The sequence below is a fragment of the Oryzibacter oryziterrae genome (assembly GCF_021864535.1).
Taxonomy (GTDB): Bacteria; Pseudomonadota; Alphaproteobacteria; order Rhizobiales; family Pleomorphomonadaceae; genus Pleomorphomonas; species Pleomorphomonas oryziterrae.
In genome coordinates, this window is the sequence record NZ_JAKJIC010000005.1 from 26256 (window position 1) to 43243 (window position 16988).

General features: G+C 66.0%; 19 protein-coding genes and 1 tRNA gene. 18 read left to right on the forward strand and 2 right to left on the reverse strand.

What is annotated here, in order from left to right; translation table 11 throughout:
* Positions 1 to 64 precede the first annotated feature (64 nt).
* The gene (locus L2I41_RS07075) at positions 65 to 460 is read left to right on the forward strand and encodes an ester cyclase (protein ID WP_237152830.1); all 396 of its coding nucleotides are present in this window, start codon (positions 65 to 67) and stop codon (positions 458 to 460) included.
* Positions 461 to 528: 68 nt separating this feature from the next.
* Here L2I41_RS07075 and L2I41_RS07080 read toward each other — a convergent pair.
* A tRNA-Ser gene (locus L2I41_RS07080) sits at positions 529 to 618 on the reverse strand.
* A gap of 463 nt (positions 619 to 1081) precedes the next feature.
* On the opposite strand from L2I41_RS07080, the gene rplU reads away from it, so the two are divergent.
* The 15 genes from rplU (at position 1082) to L2I41_RS07155 (ending at position 13913) form a co-directional block, all read left to right on the forward strand.
* On the forward strand, positions 1082 to 1396 hold the full coding sequence (gene rplU / locus L2I41_RS07085) for a 50S ribosomal protein L21 (RefSeq protein WP_237152831.1): 315 nt from the start codon (positions 1082 to 1084) through the stop codon (positions 1394 to 1396).
* A gap of 122 nt (positions 1397 to 1518) precedes the next feature.
* Positions 1519 to 1794 carry a 50S ribosomal protein L27 gene (gene rpmA / locus L2I41_RS07090; protein ID WP_237152832.1) on the forward strand — a complete coding sequence of 92 codons (276 nt, stop codon included), beginning with the start codon at positions 1519 to 1521 and terminating at the stop codon, positions 1792 to 1794.
* Positions 1795 to 1927: 133 nt separating this feature from the next.
* On the forward strand, positions 1928 to 2629 hold the full coding sequence (locus tag L2I41_RS07095; protein ID WP_237152833.1) for a GNAT family N-acetyltransferase: 702 nt from the start codon (positions 1928 to 1930) through the stop codon (positions 2627 to 2629).
* An 11-nt stretch (positions 2630 to 2640) separates the two neighbouring features.
* Entirely contained in the window at positions 2641 to 3243 is a 603-nt protein-coding gene (locus L2I41_RS07100) for a GNAT family N-acetyltransferase (RefSeq protein WP_237152834.1), read from the forward strand.
* Between the two features lie 115 nt (positions 3244 to 3358).
* Positions 3359 to 4459: a GTPase ObgE gene (gene obgE, locus L2I41_RS07105; RefSeq protein ID WP_237152835.1), complete on the forward strand. Its 1101-nt coding sequence runs from the start codon at positions 3359 to 3361 to the stop codon at positions 4457 to 4459.
* Positions 4452 to 5612, forward strand: a complete 1161-nt coding sequence (gene proB / locus L2I41_RS07110) for a glutamate 5-kinase (RefSeq protein ID WP_237152836.1) — start codon at positions 4452 to 4454, stop codon at positions 5610 to 5612. The genes obgE and proB overlap by 8 nt, the downstream gene beginning before the upstream one ends.
* Positions 5609 to 6895: a glutamate-5-semialdehyde dehydrogenase gene (locus L2I41_RS07115; RefSeq protein ID WP_237152837.1), complete on the forward strand. Its 1287-nt coding sequence runs from the start codon at positions 5609 to 5611 to the stop codon at positions 6893 to 6895. Before proB ends, L2I41_RS07115 begins: the two co-directional genes overlap by 4 nt.
* Positions 6895 to 7515 carry a nicotinate-nucleotide adenylyltransferase gene (locus L2I41_RS07120; RefSeq protein WP_237152838.1) on the forward strand — a complete coding sequence of 207 codons (621 nt, stop codon included), beginning with the start codon at positions 6895 to 6897 and terminating at the stop codon, positions 7513 to 7515. Before L2I41_RS07115 ends, L2I41_RS07120 begins: the two co-directional genes overlap by 1 nt.
* Positions 7516 to 7679: 164 nt before the next feature.
* On the forward strand, positions 7680 to 8039 hold the full coding sequence (rsfS, locus tag L2I41_RS07125) for a ribosome silencing factor (protein WP_237153004.1): 360 nt from the start codon (positions 7680 to 7682) through the stop codon (positions 8037 to 8039).
* A gap of 114 nt (positions 8040 to 8153) precedes the next feature.
* On the forward strand, positions 8154 to 8636 hold the full coding sequence (rlmH, locus tag L2I41_RS07130) for a 23S rRNA (pseudouridine(1915)-N(3))-methyltransferase RlmH (protein ID WP_237152839.1): 483 nt from the start codon (positions 8154 to 8156) through the stop codon (positions 8634 to 8636).
* Between the two features lie 182 nt (positions 8637 to 8818).
* Positions 8819 to 10153, forward strand: coding sequence for a murein hydrolase activator EnvC family protein (locus L2I41_RS07135; RefSeq protein WP_237152840.1), 1335 nt, complete (start codon positions 8819 to 8821; stop codon positions 10151 to 10153).
* On the forward strand, positions 10150 to 11484 hold the full coding sequence (locus L2I41_RS07140) for a S41 family peptidase (protein WP_237152841.1): 1335 nt from the start codon (positions 10150 to 10152) through the stop codon (positions 11482 to 11484). Before L2I41_RS07135 ends, L2I41_RS07140 begins: the two co-directional genes overlap by 4 nt.
* Positions 11485 to 11670: 186 nt before the next feature.
* Positions 11671 to 12825, forward strand: coding sequence for a divergent polysaccharide deacetylase family protein (locus L2I41_RS07145; RefSeq protein WP_237152842.1), 1155 nt, complete (start codon positions 11671 to 11673; stop codon positions 12823 to 12825).
* A 9-nt stretch (positions 12826 to 12834) separates the two neighbouring features.
* Positions 12835 to 13344: an RNA pyrophosphohydrolase gene (locus tag L2I41_RS07150; RefSeq protein WP_237152843.1), complete on the forward strand. Its 510-nt coding sequence runs from the start codon at positions 12835 to 12837 to the stop codon at positions 13342 to 13344.
* Positions 13341 to 13913 carry an RNA pyrophosphohydrolase gene (locus L2I41_RS07155; protein WP_237152844.1) on the forward strand — a complete coding sequence of 191 codons (573 nt, stop codon included), beginning with the start codon at positions 13341 to 13343 and terminating at the stop codon, positions 13911 to 13913. Before L2I41_RS07150 ends, L2I41_RS07155 begins: the two co-directional genes overlap by 4 nt.
* Positions 13914 to 14008: 95 nt before the next feature.
* On the opposite strand, the gene L2I41_RS07160 is transcribed toward L2I41_RS07155, so the two are convergent.
* Positions 14009 to 14899 carry a metal ABC transporter substrate-binding protein gene (locus tag L2I41_RS07160; RefSeq protein ID WP_237152845.1) on the reverse strand — a complete coding sequence of 297 codons (891 nt, stop codon included), beginning with the start codon at positions 14897 to 14899 and terminating at the stop codon, positions 14009 to 14011.
* A gap of 209 nt (positions 14900 to 15108) precedes the next feature.
* On the opposite strand from L2I41_RS07160, the gene L2I41_RS07165 reads away from it, so the two are divergent.
* Together L2I41_RS07165 and L2I41_RS07170 are read left to right on the forward strand one after the other, a co-directional pair.
* The gene (locus L2I41_RS07165) at positions 15109 to 15936 is read left to right on the forward strand and encodes an EamA family transporter (RefSeq protein WP_237152846.1); all 828 of its coding nucleotides are present in this window, start codon (positions 15109 to 15111) and stop codon (positions 15934 to 15936) included.
* Positions 15937 to 16133: 197 nt separating this feature from the next.
* The gene (locus L2I41_RS07170) at positions 16134 to 16976 is read left to right on the forward strand and encodes an ImuA family protein (RefSeq protein ID WP_237152847.1); all 843 of its coding nucleotides are present in this window, start codon (positions 16134 to 16136) and stop codon (positions 16974 to 16976) included.
* Positions 16977 to 16988 lie beyond the last annotated feature (12 nt).

Sequence of the window (16988 nt, forward strand, 5' to 3'; positions counted from 1 at the left end):
GAAGCATATTGACAACATGTTGTCATAATGCAAAAAGACAACATGTTGTCAAAGGAGGCATATCATGACACCGCAGGATCTTGTCAAAGGGCTCTATCAAGACTGCCTCAACCCGCGCCGACTGGATCGCCTCACCGACTATCTCGCCGACGACTTCCTCGGCGCCGGCGGCGAACAGGGCCCCGCCGGCTTCCGCACCACCGTCGAGCGCATGGTGACGGCTTTCCCCGATCTCAAATTCGAGATCGAGGATCTCTTCGGCGCCGGTGACCGGATCTGCGTCCGCTGGCGCTTCGAGGCAGAGCATCGCGGCCCCCTGGGCGCCGTCGCTCCTTCGGGCAGAATGGCGACCCAGCAGGGGATCGGCATCTACGAGGCGAGAGACGGCAAACTTGCCCGCGCCTGGCTCCAGGTCGACCGCCTCGGCGTGCTGCAGCAGATCGGCGCGATCAAGCCGTGAGAATCACCGCAAGCGCATGACGGCAAGTGCCGCAGGCACAATGCATCAGGACTGATGACTCAGGAAAATGGCGGAGAGGGAGGGATTCGAACCCCCGATACCCTTGCGAGTATGCCGCATTTCGAGTGCGGTGCATTCGACCACTCTGCCACCTCTCCGCGGTGCTGATTGGGATGAAAGTCCCGGTCGAAAGCGGCGCGGACCATAACCGCGCCTTTGGCATTCGGCAAGGGGCCGCGCCAATTATTTTCTGATTTTCGCGTGGCTTGGCCAGCGACCTCCCCGAGGGGCACGGGCCGCCGCCCCTGCCAGCCGGCAAATCATGCCCTGGCCGCCGCCGATCGGTCGCAGCCTCGGTCACGACAACCGCCCCCCGACACGTGATGCCATTGCAACAGATCGGTACAGTTGGCCCGGCGAATACCGAAACCGTACCAAAAACGATGATTTTTCCGCGCCCTCGCCGTTGACGCGCGGACGGGGAAACGTGTATGGAGTGCGCGTCAATGAAAGATGCCCGGGAAAGCTTTTCCAGGAGCATGGGTTTTATTGACAAAACTGCCGCAGCGGCCTTCGGGATCGGCGCGGCCAAGAACCATCTGAAGAAGGACTGGCACGACCATGTTCGCAGTAATCAAGACCGGCGGCAAGCAGTACAAGGTTGCCGTTGACGACACGTTCGAAATCGAAAAGCTTGAAGTCGAGACCGGCACCACGGTCACCTTCGACGAAGTGCTCGCCGTTGGCGGCGAAGCTGGCCTGACCCTCGGGGCTCCGACGGTTGCCGGCGCCACCGTGACGGCTGAAGTCGTCGAGCAGACCCGCGGCCCGAAGGTCATCTCCTTCAAGAAGCGCCGCCGCCAGAACTCCAAGCGCAAGCGCGGCCACCGTCAGCTGCTGACGGTCGTGAAGATCACCGGCATCAACGCCGCCTGAGACAGATCAATGGGTCCCGAAGCTTTCACTGCTGTCGGGATCTGACCACAACAACGCCTAGAGAACGTTTCGAGCGAGAACCGCTCCGTTCCGGGTGAAACAGGAACTGAAGGAGTTATCCCATGGCTCACAAAAAGGCAGGCGGTTCGTCCCGCAACGGTCGTGATACGGCCGGTCGTCGCCTCGGCGTGAAGAAGTTCGGCGGCGAAGCCGTCATCCCGGGCAACATCATCATTCGTCAGCGTGGCACCCAATGGCACCCGGGTTCCAACGTCGGCATGGGCACCGATCACACGATCTTCGCCCTCTGCGAAGGCAATGTGTCCTTCGCCACCAAGACCAACGGACGGGTCTATGTATCCGTTCTCCCGACGACGACGGCCGCAGCAGCAGAGTAACGCCGAATGGTCTCTGAGTGGCCTGCCGGCGTCCCACGGACCCCGGTAGACCGCTCGCGATCCACGCGCGCAATCGACAGGGGAAGTGGGATGCCACTTCCCCTGAATTCGTTTCAAGCGCGAGGATGGACCTATGTCCGAGGTGAGAGACAGTGATCAGTACGAGAGCTTAATTGGCGAGGCCGGCGACAGGGCGATTCATCGACCGACCAAAGGCCTCGTGATCGAGACGCAGCGCCTCATTCTCCGTGCCCCCAAGGCCGAGGATGCCATGGCGATCGTGCTTCTGGCCGACAATGCGGCCGTGGCGCGCAACCTGGTGGGCATGCCCCACCCTTACAGGATCGAGCACGCCTTCGAATGGATCGACGAGGATCCCGGCGAAGGCGGGCAGAAGCACCTGATCTGCCTGAAGGGTGCCAATGGAACGGCAACGCCGATCGGTGCGGTCACGCTGGATTTCAGGCGTGGCGCTCGCATCCCGACACTCGGCTGCTGGTTCGGCGAGGTCCACTGGGGACGCGGATTTGCCACGGAGGCCTGCCACGCCGTCATCGATTATGCTTTCCTGCATCAGGGTCACGACAAGCTGTCGTTCACCTGCCGGGTGACCAATCAGCCTGGTCGGCGGGTGATCGAGAAGTGCGGTTTCCAGCTGGCCGCTCAGGAGCTGGGCAACGCACGCTACCAGGGCGCCGTGGTGCCGGTCGACCGGTTCCAGATCGAACGGCGGACCTGGGAAAGCCTGAGGGCCTGGGAGCCGCTGCGTCTGCATCGGCGGACCGAAGATGAAATCGGCGGCCTGACCACACGTGGTCTGGCAGTCGCCGAGTGATGGGATGAAGGATGCGCGTAATCACGGGGACTTTCGGGGGGAACCGCAACCGGGCACCGTTGGAGCCGACACTCCACACGGCACGCCTGGTCTTGCGCCCCCTGGAGGTGGGGGATCGCCGGGCGATCACCGAGTATCTGTGTGACCGCGACGTCTCGCGCTGGCTGGTCCGCGTGCCCTTTCCTTATCGCCTGGTGGACGCCGACGCCTTCATCGAACAATGCCGCATCACCGGCCGCATGGGCACGGCCCTGACCCTCGGGCTGACGCTGCCGAACGATCCTGAGGCGCGCATCTTCGGCGTGGTCGCGTTGCACAGCCTTGATATGGAACCCGAATTCGGCTTCTGGCTGGCCCAGCCCTTCTGGGGGCGCGGCTTGATGAGCGAGGCCGCCGAAGCGCTGCTCGCCTTCGCTTATGCCAATCTGCCCATCGATACCGTCATATCCGGCGCCTTTGCCGGCAATCAGGCCTCGCTGGCCATTCAGGCGCGCCAGGGCTTCAAGGTGATCGGCCAGAGCCGCAAGCTCTCTCTCGCCGAAGGGGTGATGCTCGACCATGTCGACACCAGCCTCGACCGCGCGGCCCATGCCGGACGGCAGCCGCGACCGTGAAGCTTGGCGCTTTTGCCTGAAAAAGGCGTTCAATTTCGTCCCGCTTTGATCTAATAACCCACGTTCGGCCAGCCTGCGGGCGCCGCACCCCAAATAGTCCGAAAGCCGTACCCCCATGAAATTCCTCGATCAGGCCAAAGTCTACATCCGCTCCGGCGATGGCGGGGCCGGCGCCGTTTCCTTCCGGCGCGAGAAGTTCATCGAGTTCGGCGGCCCGGACGGTGGCGACGGCGGGCGCGGCGGCGACGTCTGGGCCGAGTGCGTCGATGGTCTCAACACCCTGATCGACTATCGCTACCAGCAGCATTTCAAGGCCAAGGTCGGCGGTCACGGCATGGGCCGCGATCGCCATGGCGCCAAGGGCTCGGACATCACGCTGAAGGTGCCGGTCGGCACCCAGATCATCGAGGAAGACGGCGAGACGCTGGTGGCCGACATGGTCAAGGTCGGCGAACGCGTTCTGCTGGCCAAGGGCGGCAACGGCGGCTTCGGCAACGCCTATTTCAAGACCTCCACCAATCAGGCCCCGCGCCGCGCCAACCCCGGCCTTCCCGGCGAGGAGAAGTGGCTGTGGCTGCGCCTGAAGCTGATCGCCGACGCCGGTCTCGTCGGCCTGCCCAACGCCGGCAAGTCCACCTTCCTCGCACGCACCACCGCCGCCAAGCCGAAGATCGCCGACTATCCCTTCACCACGCTGCACCCCGGTCTCGGCGTCGTGCGCACCGACGGCAACGAATTCGTGCTGGCCGATATCCCCGGCCTGATCGAAGGCGCCCACGAGGGCATCGGCCTCGGCGACCGTTTCCTCGGCCATGTGGAACGCTGCGGCGTGCTGCTGCATCTCGTCGATGCCTCGCAGGAGGATGTGGTCGGCGCCTGGCGCACCGTGCGCGGCGAGCTTGAGGCCTATGACGAGGTGCTGGGCGAGAAGACTGAGATCATCGCGCTTTCCAAATGCGAGCTGGTGCCCGACGACGAACTCAAGAAGAAGATGCAGAAGCTGAAGCGGGCGGCCAAGGCGACGCCGCTCCTGCTGTCCGCCGTCACCGGCAAGGGCGTCGAGGACGTGCTGCGCGCCATGTGGCACACGATCTCCGAGGCCCGCCGCAACGAGGCCGAGGCCCGCACGGCGGCCAACACCCGCATCTGGCAGCCCTATGAGCGCCATACCGATACCGCCGATGACTTCGACGAGGACGACGATTTCGATGAGTGAGCCTGTTTCCGCTTTCACCGGCCCCCTGGCCGGTTACAAGCGCGTCGTCATCAAGATCGGCTCCGCCTTGCTGGTGGAAGGTCGTTCGGGTGTCCTCAGGCAGGACTGGATGGACTCCATCGCCCTCGACATCGCCCGCCTGGCCGCCGGCGGTGCCGAAGTGCTGCTGGTGTCCTCCGGCGCCATCGCCATGGGCCGCGGGGTGCTGAAGCTGCCCAAGGGCAAGCTGAAGCTCGAACAGAGCCAGGCCGCTGCGGCCGTCGGCCAGATCGCGCTCGCCCGGGCCTGGGCCGAAGTGCTCGGCCGCCACGGCCTGACCGCCGGTCAGATCCTCTTGACGCTGGGCGACACCGAAGAGCGCCGCCGCTATCTCAACGGCAGGGCCACCATCGGCACGCTCCTCAAGATGAAGGCTGTGCCCGTCATCAACGAGAATGACACGGTGGCCACCTCCGAGATCCGCTATGGCGACAACGACCGCCTGGCCGCCCGCGTCGCCGCCATGATGAGCGCCGATCTCCTGATCCTGCTGTCCGACATCGACGGCCTCTACACCGCCCCGCCGGCCCAGGACCCCAACGCCACGCTGATCCCGCTGATCGAGCGCATCACGCCGGAGATCGAGGCGCTCGCCGGGGGCGCCGCCTCGGAACTGTCGCGCGGCGGCATGAAGACCAAGATCGAAGCCGGCAAGATTGCCACCGTGGCCGGCACGCGCATGATCATCGCCTCGGGCAAGGTGCAGGCCCCGCTCAGCCACATCGACATGGGCGGACCGCACTCGCTCTTCCACGCCGAAGCCAATCCGGTCACCGCCCGCAAGGCCTGGATCGTCGGCCATATCGAGCCGCGCGGCTATCTCACCGTCGACGCCGGCGCCGAGCGGGCCTTGCGCAACGGCCGCTCGCTCTTGCCGCCCGGCGTCACCAAGGTCACGGGACGTTTCCATCGCGGCGACGCGGTGATCGTCATCAACGAACAGGGTGTCGAGCTGGCCCGTGGCCTCGTGGCCTATGACAGCGGCGACGCCGAACGCATCCGTGGCCAGAAGTCGGCCGCCATCGAAGACATCCTCGGCGCCGCCGGCCGCACGGAAATGATCCACCGTGACGACCTGGTGCTGAAGGGCGAATCCGGGAGCCTGACACCATGAGCGCTGTCGCCATCTCCGCCGACACCGATCTCGACACGCAGATGACCGCCCTCGGTCGGCGCGCCCGCGCCGCCGCGCGGCGCCTCGCTGTCGCCAGCACGGACGAGAAGCGTCAGGCGCTCGGCGCCATGGCCACCGCCATCCGCGCCGGCGCCGCCGACATTCTCGCCGCCAACGCCGTCGACCTCGCCGCCATGAAGGCGAATGGCGTCGCCGCCTCTTTCATCGATCGCGGCACGCTCAACCCGGCGCGTGTCGAAGCCATTGCCGCGGCGCTGGACGAAATCGCCGCCCTGCCCGATCCGGTCGGTCGCGTTCTCGCCGCCTGGGACCGCCCCAATGGTCTCAAGATCGAGCGCGTCGCCACTCCGCTCGGCGTCATCGGCATCATCTTCGAGAGCCGTCCCAACGTGACGGCGGACGCCGGCGCCCTCAGCCTGATGGCCGGCAATGCCGCCATCCTGCGCTGCGGCTCCGACAGCTATGCCTCCTCCGAGGCCATCCTCAAGGCCCTGCACGCGGGTCTGCGCGCCGCCGGCCTGCCCGAGGACGCCATCCAGCTGGTGCCGACCCGCGACCGCGCCGCCGTCGGCCTGATGCTCGGCGGCCTCTCCGGCTGCATCGACGTGATCGTGCCGCGCGGCGGCAAGTCGCTGGTGGCGCGCGTGCAGTCCGAAGCCCGCGTTCCCGTCTTCGCCCATCTCGAAGGCATCTGCCATGTCTATGTGGACAAGGCCGCCGACCTCGACATGGCCGTGGCCGTAACCACCAACGCCAAGCTGCGCCGCACCGGCGTCTGCGGTTCGGCCGAAACCCTGCTGGTCGACCGCGCCGTTGCCGACAGCCATCTGGTCCCGATTCTCTCGTCTCTGAGCGCCAACGGCTGCGAGATCCGCGGCACTGCCGAGGTCATCGCCCGCTTCCCCGCCGCTGTCCCGGCCAGCGAGGCCGACTGGTCGACCGAGTATCTCGATGCCATCATCTCGGTGAAGCTGGTGGACGGCGTCGGTGAGGCGATCGAGCATATCGAGACCCATGGCTCGCACCACACCGAGAGCATCATCACCGCCGATCCCGCGGCAGCCGAGCGTTTCCTCAACGAGATCGATTCGGCCATTGTCATGCACAATGCCTCCACACAGTTCGCCGATGGCGGCGAGTTCGGCATGGGCGCCGAGATCGGCATCGCCACCGGCAAGATGCATGCGCGCGGTCCCGTCGGCGTCGAGCAGCTGACGAGCTTCAAGTATCGCGTGCACGGCACCGGTCAGCTGAGGCCCTGATGTCCACAAGGCCACGCCTGCCGCCCACCCTGCCCGGCATGACCGTCGGGCTGTTCGGAGGATCGTTCAATCCTCCGCACGAAGGGCATGCGCACGTGGCCAGGCTCGCCCTCATGGAACTCGGTCTCGACCGCATCTGGTGGCTGGTGACCCCCGGCAATCCGCTGAAGGACGTGAGCGGCCTGCCATCCATCGAGAATCGCCTGGCGGCGGTTCGCCGCATCGCCCGCCACCCGCGGGCGGTGGTGACCGACCTCGAGGCGCGGCTCGGAACGCGCTACACGGTCGACCTCGTCCGTCGTCTCACCCGGCTGCGCCCGCATGTGCGCTTCGTCCTGGTGATCGGCGCCGACAACTGGGCGAGCTTTCACCGCTGGGGCGGCTGGCAGGACATTGCCGCCCGCGTCGCCATCGCGGTGATCGACCGTCCCGGCGCCACCTTTCGGGCCCTGGCCTCGCCGGCGGCCCGCCGCTACGCAACCCGCCGTCTGCCGGAACGTCAGGCGGCGCACCTTTCCACCCGGCCCTTGCCCGCCTGGACCTTCCTTGCGGGACACAAGGTGCCGATCTCTTCGACCGCGCTGCGCGGGATGACGAAAGCAGGACGGCAGCCGTCTTGAAATCGTCGCCCGACCGGCGCATCCTGATCCTGTGTCCGGCGCTCGCGCAAGGGTGCGCGCTCCGTCCGGGCCGACCATGAGGTGACCCCCTGAGCATGACCTTCTCTCTTGAAGGCGCTGAAGTGAGCGCAACTCACGACTTCGTCCCTGCCGCGTTGCCGGTCATGGCCGAAGATATCACCCCCGAAGCCCTGCTGGCCGCCGTTCTCGCGAGCCTCGACAATGCCAAGGCTGAGGAAATCGTCGCCATCGACGTTGCCGCGAAGACCCCCATCACCGACCACATGGTCGTCTGCTCGGGCCGTTCGCATCGCCATGTGGGCGCCATCGCCGATCATCTGCTGAAGGACCTCAAGGATGGCGGCTTCGGCACGGCCACCGCCGAGGGCCAGACCACGTGCGACTGGGTGCTGATCGACGCCGGCGACGTCATCGTGCATGTTTTCCGTCCGGAAGTGCGGCAGTTCTACAATCTCGAGAAGATGTGGGCAGCCGATCCGGCTCCGGTGACCGGTCGCGGTTGACCGTTGCCGCCGGCCGCGTGACGCGATGCGGTTGACGTGACGGCGCCTTTGCGAAATACCCCTGCACGGAGCCTCAAGCTCCGTCCAATGGGTTTGTGTCGCCGGGGCCTCATCATGCGCATAGCCATTCACGCGGTGGGAAAGCTGAAGTCGGGTCCGGAGCGCGAGCTCGCCGATCGCTATGTCGATCGAGCGGACAAGTCCGGGCGCGCCATCGGCATATCAGGCGTTTCCAGTCGTGAGTATATCGAGAGCCGGGCGCGCGAAGCTCTTCAGCGCAAGGATGAGGAAGCGCGCGAACTCCTGGCGGACCTGCCGCAGGGCGCCCTCCTCATTGCGCTCGACGAACGCGGCGATTCGCCGACCTCCGAACGCTTTGCCGGCCTTCTCGGAGAGGCCCGCGATCGCGGTACCCCCCAGGCCGTGCTGCTCATCGGCGGCCCGGACGGGCACGGACAGGAACTGTTGTCGCGTGCCGGTCACCGGATTTCTTTCGGCCGACTGACCTGGCCGCACCAAATCGTCCGCATTCTCGCCGCAGAGCAGATCTATCGTGCCATCACTATCCTGAGCGGGCACCCCTATCATCGTGCTTGACCCCTGTTATGGTTGACAGGTCGTTAACGCGGCGATGCTAGGTTTGCTGCGACTATAGTACTGAACTGCGCCACACATCGCGGGAGCACGAAGGCTGGCGGGCCTTCATGCGCCTGACACCAAGAGACAGACCGCCAGCAAGACTTTCGATGCCGCCTTGGGGCCGAAGCCTGTTGACCTCCATGCGCGCCGCCACCGCGGCGACGCTTGTGCTCGCCTTGCCTCCCTCCGTGGGGCAGGCGCAGGAGACGGCTGCCGCCGTGAGTGCTTACGCTCCCGCGACGGACCTGTCGGCGAGCGCCGCCACCCGCGATCCCTCGCTCATCGAATCGGAGCAGGCCCTCAAGGGCACCGAGCTCGACAAGCTGCGCAAGGACATGGAACTGTCCGCCGACCGGCAGGCCGAGATCGCCGCCGAGATCGCCGGCCTCTCCAAGGACCAGCAGACCCTCACCGATCAGTTGATGACCACGGCCGCCAAGGTTCAGACCCTTGAGCAGTCCATCTCCGAAAGCGAGGAGCGCCTGGCCCGCAACAGTGCCAACGAGGCCACCATCCGCGCCTCGCTGGTCAGCCGCCGGGCCGTGCTGATCGAGGTGCTCGCCACCGCCCAGCGCATCGGTCGCCGCCCGCCGCCGGCCCTGGTCGTCTCCCCCGATGACGCCCTGAAGGCCGTCCGCTCGGCCATCATCCTCGGCGCCGTGCTGCCCGAGATCCGCACGGAAGCCGAGGCGCTCGAAGGAAATCTCTCGGCGCTCGTCTCCGTGCGCCAGCAGGCCGAAGCCGAACGCGATCGCCTGAAGGCCTCCGCGATCGCCATAGCCGAGGAGCATCAGCGCCTGGCCCTTCTCAGCGAGGAGAAGAAGAAACTTGCCGAAAGTCGCCGCACGGACCTCGAGGCCGAGCGCGCCAAGGCCGAATCACTGGCGGCCAATGCCCGCACTCTCGAAGAATTGATCGCCGGATTGGACCGCCAGCTCAAGGCCGCGCGCCGGGCACAAGGGCTCGACGGGCTGCAGGCGGGCGAGACGCCGCAGAAGCCGGATCAGACCGGCCGGCTGCAGCCGGCCATGCCCTTCGCCGAGGCCAGGGGGAAATTGCTTATGCCGGTCAGGGGTGTAGCGATCCAGTCCTATGGCGACGACAACGGTCTTGGCGGCTTGTCACAGGGAATTTCCGTGGCAACGCGCGCCGGCGCGCAAGTCACGGCCCCGGCCGACGGCCGCGTTGTTTACGCTGGCCCGTTCCGGGCCTACGGCCAACTCTTGATCCTGGATGCAGGCGACGGATATCATGTGGTATTGGCCGGAATGGAACGCTTGGATGTGAACCTCGACCAGTTTGTCCTGACAGGCGAACCGGTAGGGGTGATGGGCAATCAGAGACTGGCAAGTGCGACCGCGCCCGACGCCAGTCTGGCACAGCCCGTGCTTTATGTTGAATTCAGGAAAGATGGCACTTCGATCGATCCATCACCATGGTGGGTCGCTTCGCAGGATCGGAAGGTTGGCGGATGATCAAGAAACTATCGCTTCTCGCTGCAGGCGCCCTGCTCGGCTCCGGGCTTACCACCTTGGCGCTCAGCGGGCACATACCGATGCTCGGCTCAGCGGTTGCGGCCAGTGTGGACACCTATCGCGAACTCAATCTGTTCGGCGATGTCTTCGAACGTATCCGTTCGGATTACGTCGAGGAGCCCAACGAGAACTCGCTGGTGGAAGCAGCCATCAATGGCATGCTGACCTCGCTCGATCCGCATTCGAGCTATATGAATGCCAAGAATTACGAGGACATGCAGGTCCAGACCAAGGGTGAGTTCGGCGGCCTCGGCATCGAAGTCACCATGGAGGACGGCATCGTCAAGGTCGTCACCCCGATCGACGGCACGCCGGCGACCAAGGCCGGCATCCTCGCGGGCGACTTCATCACCGCCATCGACGGCACCGACATCCAGGGCATGACCCTGCAGCAGGCCGTCGACAAGATGCGCGGCCCGGTCAACTCGGCCATCACGCTCACCGTCCAGCGCAAGGGCACCGACAAGCCCTTCGACGTCAAGATCATCCGCGACGTCATCCGCGTGCAGTCGGTGCGCTTCGAAGTGAAGGACGATGTGGGCTACATCCGCATCTCCCAGTTCACCGCCCAGACCTTCGACGGCCTCAAGACCTCGATCGACAAGATCAAGGCCGCCGTGCCCGCCGACAAGCTGAAGGGTTACGTGCTCGACCTGCGCAACAACCCGGGCGGCCTGCTCGACCAGGCGATCTCGGTGTCCGACAGCTTCCTCGACAAGGGCGAAATCGTCTCCACCCGCGGTCGCCATGACGCCGACACCCGTCGCTATGCGGCAAAGGTCGGCGAGCTGGTCGACAACAAGCCGGTGATCGTGCTGGTGAACGGCGGTTCGGCCTCGGCGTCCGAGATCGTCGCCGGTGCGCTGCAGGATCATCGCCGCGCGACCATCCTGGGCACCCGTACCTTCGGCAAGGGGTCGGTGCAGACCATCATCCCGCTCGGCAGCAATGGCGCCATCCGCCTGACCACGGCGCGCTACTACACGCCGTCGGGCAATTCGATCCAGGCCAAGGGCATCCACCCCGATATCGAGGTGCTGCAGGACCTGCCGGACGAGCTCAAGGACAAGGTGACGGAGACCAAGGGCGAAGCCAGCCTGCCCGGTCATCTGAAGTCGGAAACCCAGGGCGCCGAAGGCTCGGGCAGCCAGGCCTATGTGCCGCCCGATGCGTCCAAGGACAAGCAGCTCAACATGGCGCTCGACCTGCTGCGCGGCCTGCAGGCCAACGCCGCCTTCCCGCCCAAGGGCGACGATCCCGTTCCGAACTGATCCTTCGGCACATTGCAATCCAGGAAAACCGGGCCTCGCGCCCGGTTTTCGTCTTCTTGTCCGCAGTTCCCGTCGGTGGCGGCATACCGAAGCGTACCGATATGATCTAGAATCCTCGCGAATCAGACGCGAGAAACGATCAGGCTCGCGCATTTTGAACGCCAAGGGAGCTTTCGAGCCAAAGCGATGAACGATCTCAGCGCGCCCCTGGGCTTCAAGGATCCAGGCAACGACAAGCGCAAGCCGCCCTTTGGCACGATTGCGGCGCTGTCCGTGGTCAGCATTCTGGCCGCCCTGATCGTCTGGCTCGTGGTGGTCAACGATCCGCTCGGCGGTCAGCCGGTCGCCCTCGTCAAGATCGAGAATGTCGACATGACCGTCGACAAGAACGAGATCGCCACCGTCGGCGTCAAGTCGAGCACTGGCGAGCTGCTGCCGCCGGCAACCGCGGACGATCCGGCCAAGACCGGCGATGGCACAACGCCGCCCGAGGGCGGGGTCGACATCCACACCGTCGACGGCAGCCTCGCGGACGTCAAGTTGCCGGTCGATCCGGATCCCGATCTTGTCGAACGGATCGCCTATGGCCCGCTGCCCAGGATCGGCGAGGATGGCCGCCGCCCCGTCGACGTCTACGCCCGACCGGTCCCGAGCTTTGTCGGCGCCTCCCCCAAGATCGTCATCATCGTCGGCGACCTCGGTCTCAGCCAGAATGGCACGCAAGCCGCCTTGCAACAGCTACCGCCCCAGGTGACGCTGGCCTTCGCGCCCTATGGCGCCAGCCTCGACCGCTGGACCCAGAAGGCCCGGCAGGACGGTCATGAGTTGCTGCTGCAAGTGCCGCTAGAACCCTTCGACTATCCCGACAACGATCCCGGCGAAAACACGCTGCTGACCACCAACACCGCCGACAAGAACCTCGACGACCTGCATTTCTTCATGACCAAGATCACCACCTATGTGGGGATCATCAACTACATGGGCGGGCGTTTCACGGCGGATCCCAACTCCATGGACTCGCTCATGGGCGAGGTCGCCACGCGCGGCCTCATGTATGTGGATGACTCCAGTTCCGCCCGCAGCCTCGCCGATCAGGCCGCCGCCAAGCGGCAGACGCCCTTCGCCAAGGCCGATGTGGTGATCGACGCCATTCCCGTGCCCAACGAAATCGGCGGTCGTCTGGCCCAGCTTGAACAGATCGCCCGCACCCGTGGCCTTGCCATCGGCGTCGCCTCCGGTCGCCCCGTGACCATCAAGGAAGTGTCCAGCTGGGCCAAGACGCTGGACGCCCGCGGCATCACCATCGTGCCGATCACCGCCGCCCTGCAGAAAGCCGGATGACCTCGAACCATGACGCATGACCGCGACCGCCTGCCCTATCGCCCCTGTGCCGGGGCCATGCTGATCAATCGCGACGGCCTTGTCTTCGTCGGGCGCCGCGCCGAGACCCCGGCGGAAGGCGGCGGCTTGCCCTGGCAGATGCCGCAAGGCGGGATCGATGCCGGCGAAACGCCGGAAGCCGCCGCCCGCCGTGAGCTTTATGAGGAAACTTCCGTCAGCTCGATCGAGCTGCTGGCCGAGGCACCGGACTGGTACAGCTACGACATTCCCGACGACCTTGCTTCCGGTCGCTTCCAGCGCAAATGGCGCGGCCAGACGCAGAAATGGTGCGCCTATCGCTTCCTGGGACAGGACAGCGAGATCAACATCCTGAGCCCCGGCGGCGGCCATCACAAGGCCGAGTTCGCCGAGTGGCGATGGGAGCGTCTCGCGAACCTGCCGGGCCTGGTCGTCGCCTTCAAGCGCCCCGTCTATGAGCAGGTCTGCGCCGCCTTCGCGCATCTGGCGGTGCCGCAATGAGCGTCTGGCACCCGCCGTCCGCCACGCCGCCATCCCCCGGGGAGCGGGAGGAACTTCGCGCCGACCTGCCTTATCGCTTCAATGTTGGTATCTGCCTGTTCAACCGCGACGGGCTGGCGTTCTCCGGTCGCGCCATCCGCAATCCGCACGGCTGGCCCGATCCCGAGATTTTCGACGAAGGCGCCGATTGGGCCTTGCCGCAGGGCGGCATCGATCCCGGCGAGGACGCGGCCACTGCCGCCCGGCGCGAGCTTTGGGAGGAGACCGGCGTCACCTCTGCCGAGCTCATCACGATAACCGAGGACTGGTGGTCCTATGATTTTCCCGTGCGCGCCTCGGCCGTGCACAAGCTCTACCCCTTCCGCGGCCAGACCCAGCGCTGGGCTGCCTTCCGCTTCACCGGCGAGGAGAGCGAGATCACCGTGGCCGCCACCCACACCAGCGAGCCGGCCGAGTTTCTCGAATGGCGATGGCGCCCACTGTCCGAGCTGCCGTTGATCGGAGCCCTGCACCGCCGGGCGCAATATCGCCGCGTGCTCGACGCCTTCGGCCATCTCGCCGGCGCCTGACGACGATAAGGCTGCGGCCCCGCGCCCATGCGAAGACGCGCGGGTCTTGTGAACCCGCGCGCCCTTGAAGAGGGGGAAGCTCGGCTGTCCGCCGCTCAGGACTTGGGCGCCAGCGCCGCCGTCAACTTCGCGATATTGTTGCGGAACATCGCCACATAGGTGGCAGCCGGACCGTCGGCCTTCGACAGCGCGTCCGAGTAGAGCGTACCGCCGATCGTGGCATTGGTCTCCGCCGCGATCTGCTGCACGAGACGCGGATCGGCGATGTTTTCCATGAACACCGCCGGAATGGCCTCGGCCTTGATCTGGGTGATGATGCGCGCCACGTCGGCGGCGGTCGCCTCGGTCTCGGTGCTGACGCCTTCCGGCGCGATGAACTGCAGGCCATAGGCCGCACCGAAATAGCCGAAGGCGTCATGGCTGGTGATGATCTTGCGCCGTTCGGGCGGAATGGCGGCGACAGCCGTCTTCACGTCGCCCTCGAGCGCCGCCAGTTCGGCCTCATAGCTCTCGGCATTGGCCTCATAGGTCGCCTTGCCTTCGGGATCGGCAGCGATCAGGCCGGCCTCGATATTGTGCACGTAGAGCATGCCATTGGCCAGCGACTGCCAGGCGTGCGGATCGTCGCCGACGACGCCATCCTCGGTCAGGGTCCGCGGCGCCACGCCGGTCGAGGCCACGGTGACGGCCCCCTTGTAGCCGGCGCTGCCGACCAGACGATCCATCCAGCCCTCGAAACCGAGACCGTTGACCACCAGCAGCTTGGCAGCCGTCAGGTTGCGCACGTCGTCGGGCGTCGGCTCGTAGACATGGGCATCGCCGTCCGGACCAACGAGCGTGGTGACAGCCACACGGTCACCGCCGATGCGCTGGACCATGTCGCCCAGGATCGAGAAGGATGCAACAACCGGCAGCGGGCTTGCAGCATGGGACACACTGGACAGGGCCAGAGTGGCGAGAGCGGAGATCAGGAAACGACGCAACATCAGAACCTCGCTTTTGCAACGTTATAACGTAACATCTATCGACATCGATCCGGAGCGTCAACCCGCTTCATCGCGACCTGCGATCACGTTATGGTCTGCCTTGCGGATAAAAGATGAGGCGGATAAGAAGAAAATACTTGGCCTTGCAGCCTCTTGATCCGTCTTGCCTTTCACCTCGCCATCCCTTTCCGCGCAGACAGAATCCCGCCATGACCACGTCGGTCGCCGCCCTTGCCCTCCTTGCCGCGCTCCTGCATGCCAGCTGGAACGCCTTCCTGCGCACCGGTACCGACCGCCTCTGGACCATCACCGTCATGAGTCTCTCGGGCACGCTGATGGCCGCCGTCTGGGTAGCCTGCGTGCCGCTGCCGCCACCTGAGGCCTGGCCCTTCATCCTCACCTCCTCCCTCCTGCAGGTGGGCTACAGCCTGTTCCTGGTGGCCGCCTATCGGCAGGCCGATCTCGGACAGGTCTATCCCATCGTGCGTGGCACGGTGCCGCTTTGGGTCACGCTCTCCACATTCCTCCTGAGCGGCCAAAGCCTTGAACCGCTGCAGCTCCTCGGCATCGCCCTCGTCGGCAGCGGCATCGGCGGGCTCGCTTTCGGCCGCGGTCGCGCCAGCACCTCCGCCATCGCCTGGGCACTTGCCACCGGCATGATCATCGCCTGCTACGCCACGCTCGACGCCATCGGCGTGCGCAAGGCACCGGCCAACGGCAGCTATGCCGCCTGGGTGCAGGTGTGTTTTGGCTCGATGATGCTGCTGGCCTTTCTCGCGACACGCCGCAGTTTCACGCTGGATTGGCAGGCACGCGAAACCTGGAAGGCCGTGCTTGGCGGCCTGATCGCACTCTTCTCCTATGGCACCGTTCTCATGGCGCTCGCCCTCGGTCCGGCCGGACCGGTCATGGCCTTGCGCGAGACCAGCGTCGTCTTCGCCGCCCTGCTCGGCCGGCTGTTTCTGGGCGAAACCCTGACCCTTGGCCGCCTCACGGCCTGCATCGTGGTCGCGACCGGCGCAATCTGCCTGCTCTGAGGCGCCGCCAACGGGCCGCGACGAGACTGCCGATGCGCACGCCCGACACCGTCCCTGGTGCAATCGCTTGACTCTGGAAAGCACCGCCTTATAATGGAACATATTAGGAACAAACTTGCCGCTTGCGTGTGAAACACACGAGCGCGCAAGTCCGAAAGTCAAACAAAATCAAGCCCCGGACTCACGAGGTTGCAACCGTGCTTTCTCCCCAAGCCACGGAACGGATTGCCATGCTCCGGCAGACCATTCACCGCCTGGAAGGCGGCGGTGGGGTCGGACAGGCCGACGCCTGGAGCACCGTGCCCTTTGGCCACGCCGGTGCCGACAGGGCGACGGGCGGCATCGCCTGCGGCGCGCTGCATGACGTCGTCCCGGCCGGCGCGCCGGATCTCGCCGCCGCCACCGGCTTTGCCCTGTCGATGGCGGCGCGGCTTCTGGGCACGCGCCCCACGGGCAGGCGCCCCCTGTGGCTCTGGATCCGCCAGGACATGGCCCGGCGCGAGGCCGGCGAACCCTATGGCCCCGGCCTTGCCGGCCTGGGGCTCGACCCCGCCGGCCTTGTCAGCGTTCTGGCCACCGACACCGAAGACGTGCTGCGCGCCGCCGAGGAGGGCCTGAAGGCCCGCGTCTTCGCCGCCGTACTGATCGAGCCCTGGGGCAACGACAAGGCGCTCGACCTCACCGCCACGCGCCGTCTTGCGCTGATCGCCGGGGAGACGGGTGCCACCGGTCTGTTGCTGCGCTCGGGCGGCATGGAAATGCCCGGCAGCGTCGCCACGCGCTGGTGCATCCGGGCGGCGCCCAGCCGCACACCGGCGGGCGGCCATCCGGGCGCCCCGGTCTATGACGCCGAACTGACCCGCAATCGCCGCGGCATGACCGGGCGCTGGTCCATGGAGTGGAATTGTGATGACCGACGTTTTGAGCCCGCATCCGCCGACCAGGGCCGCGCGCTATCTCGTCGTCTGGCTGCCGGACCTGGCGACCGAGCGGCTCCGCCGGCTCGACAGGAAACGGGCGCGGTCATCGCCTTCCGCTGATCAGGCATCGCC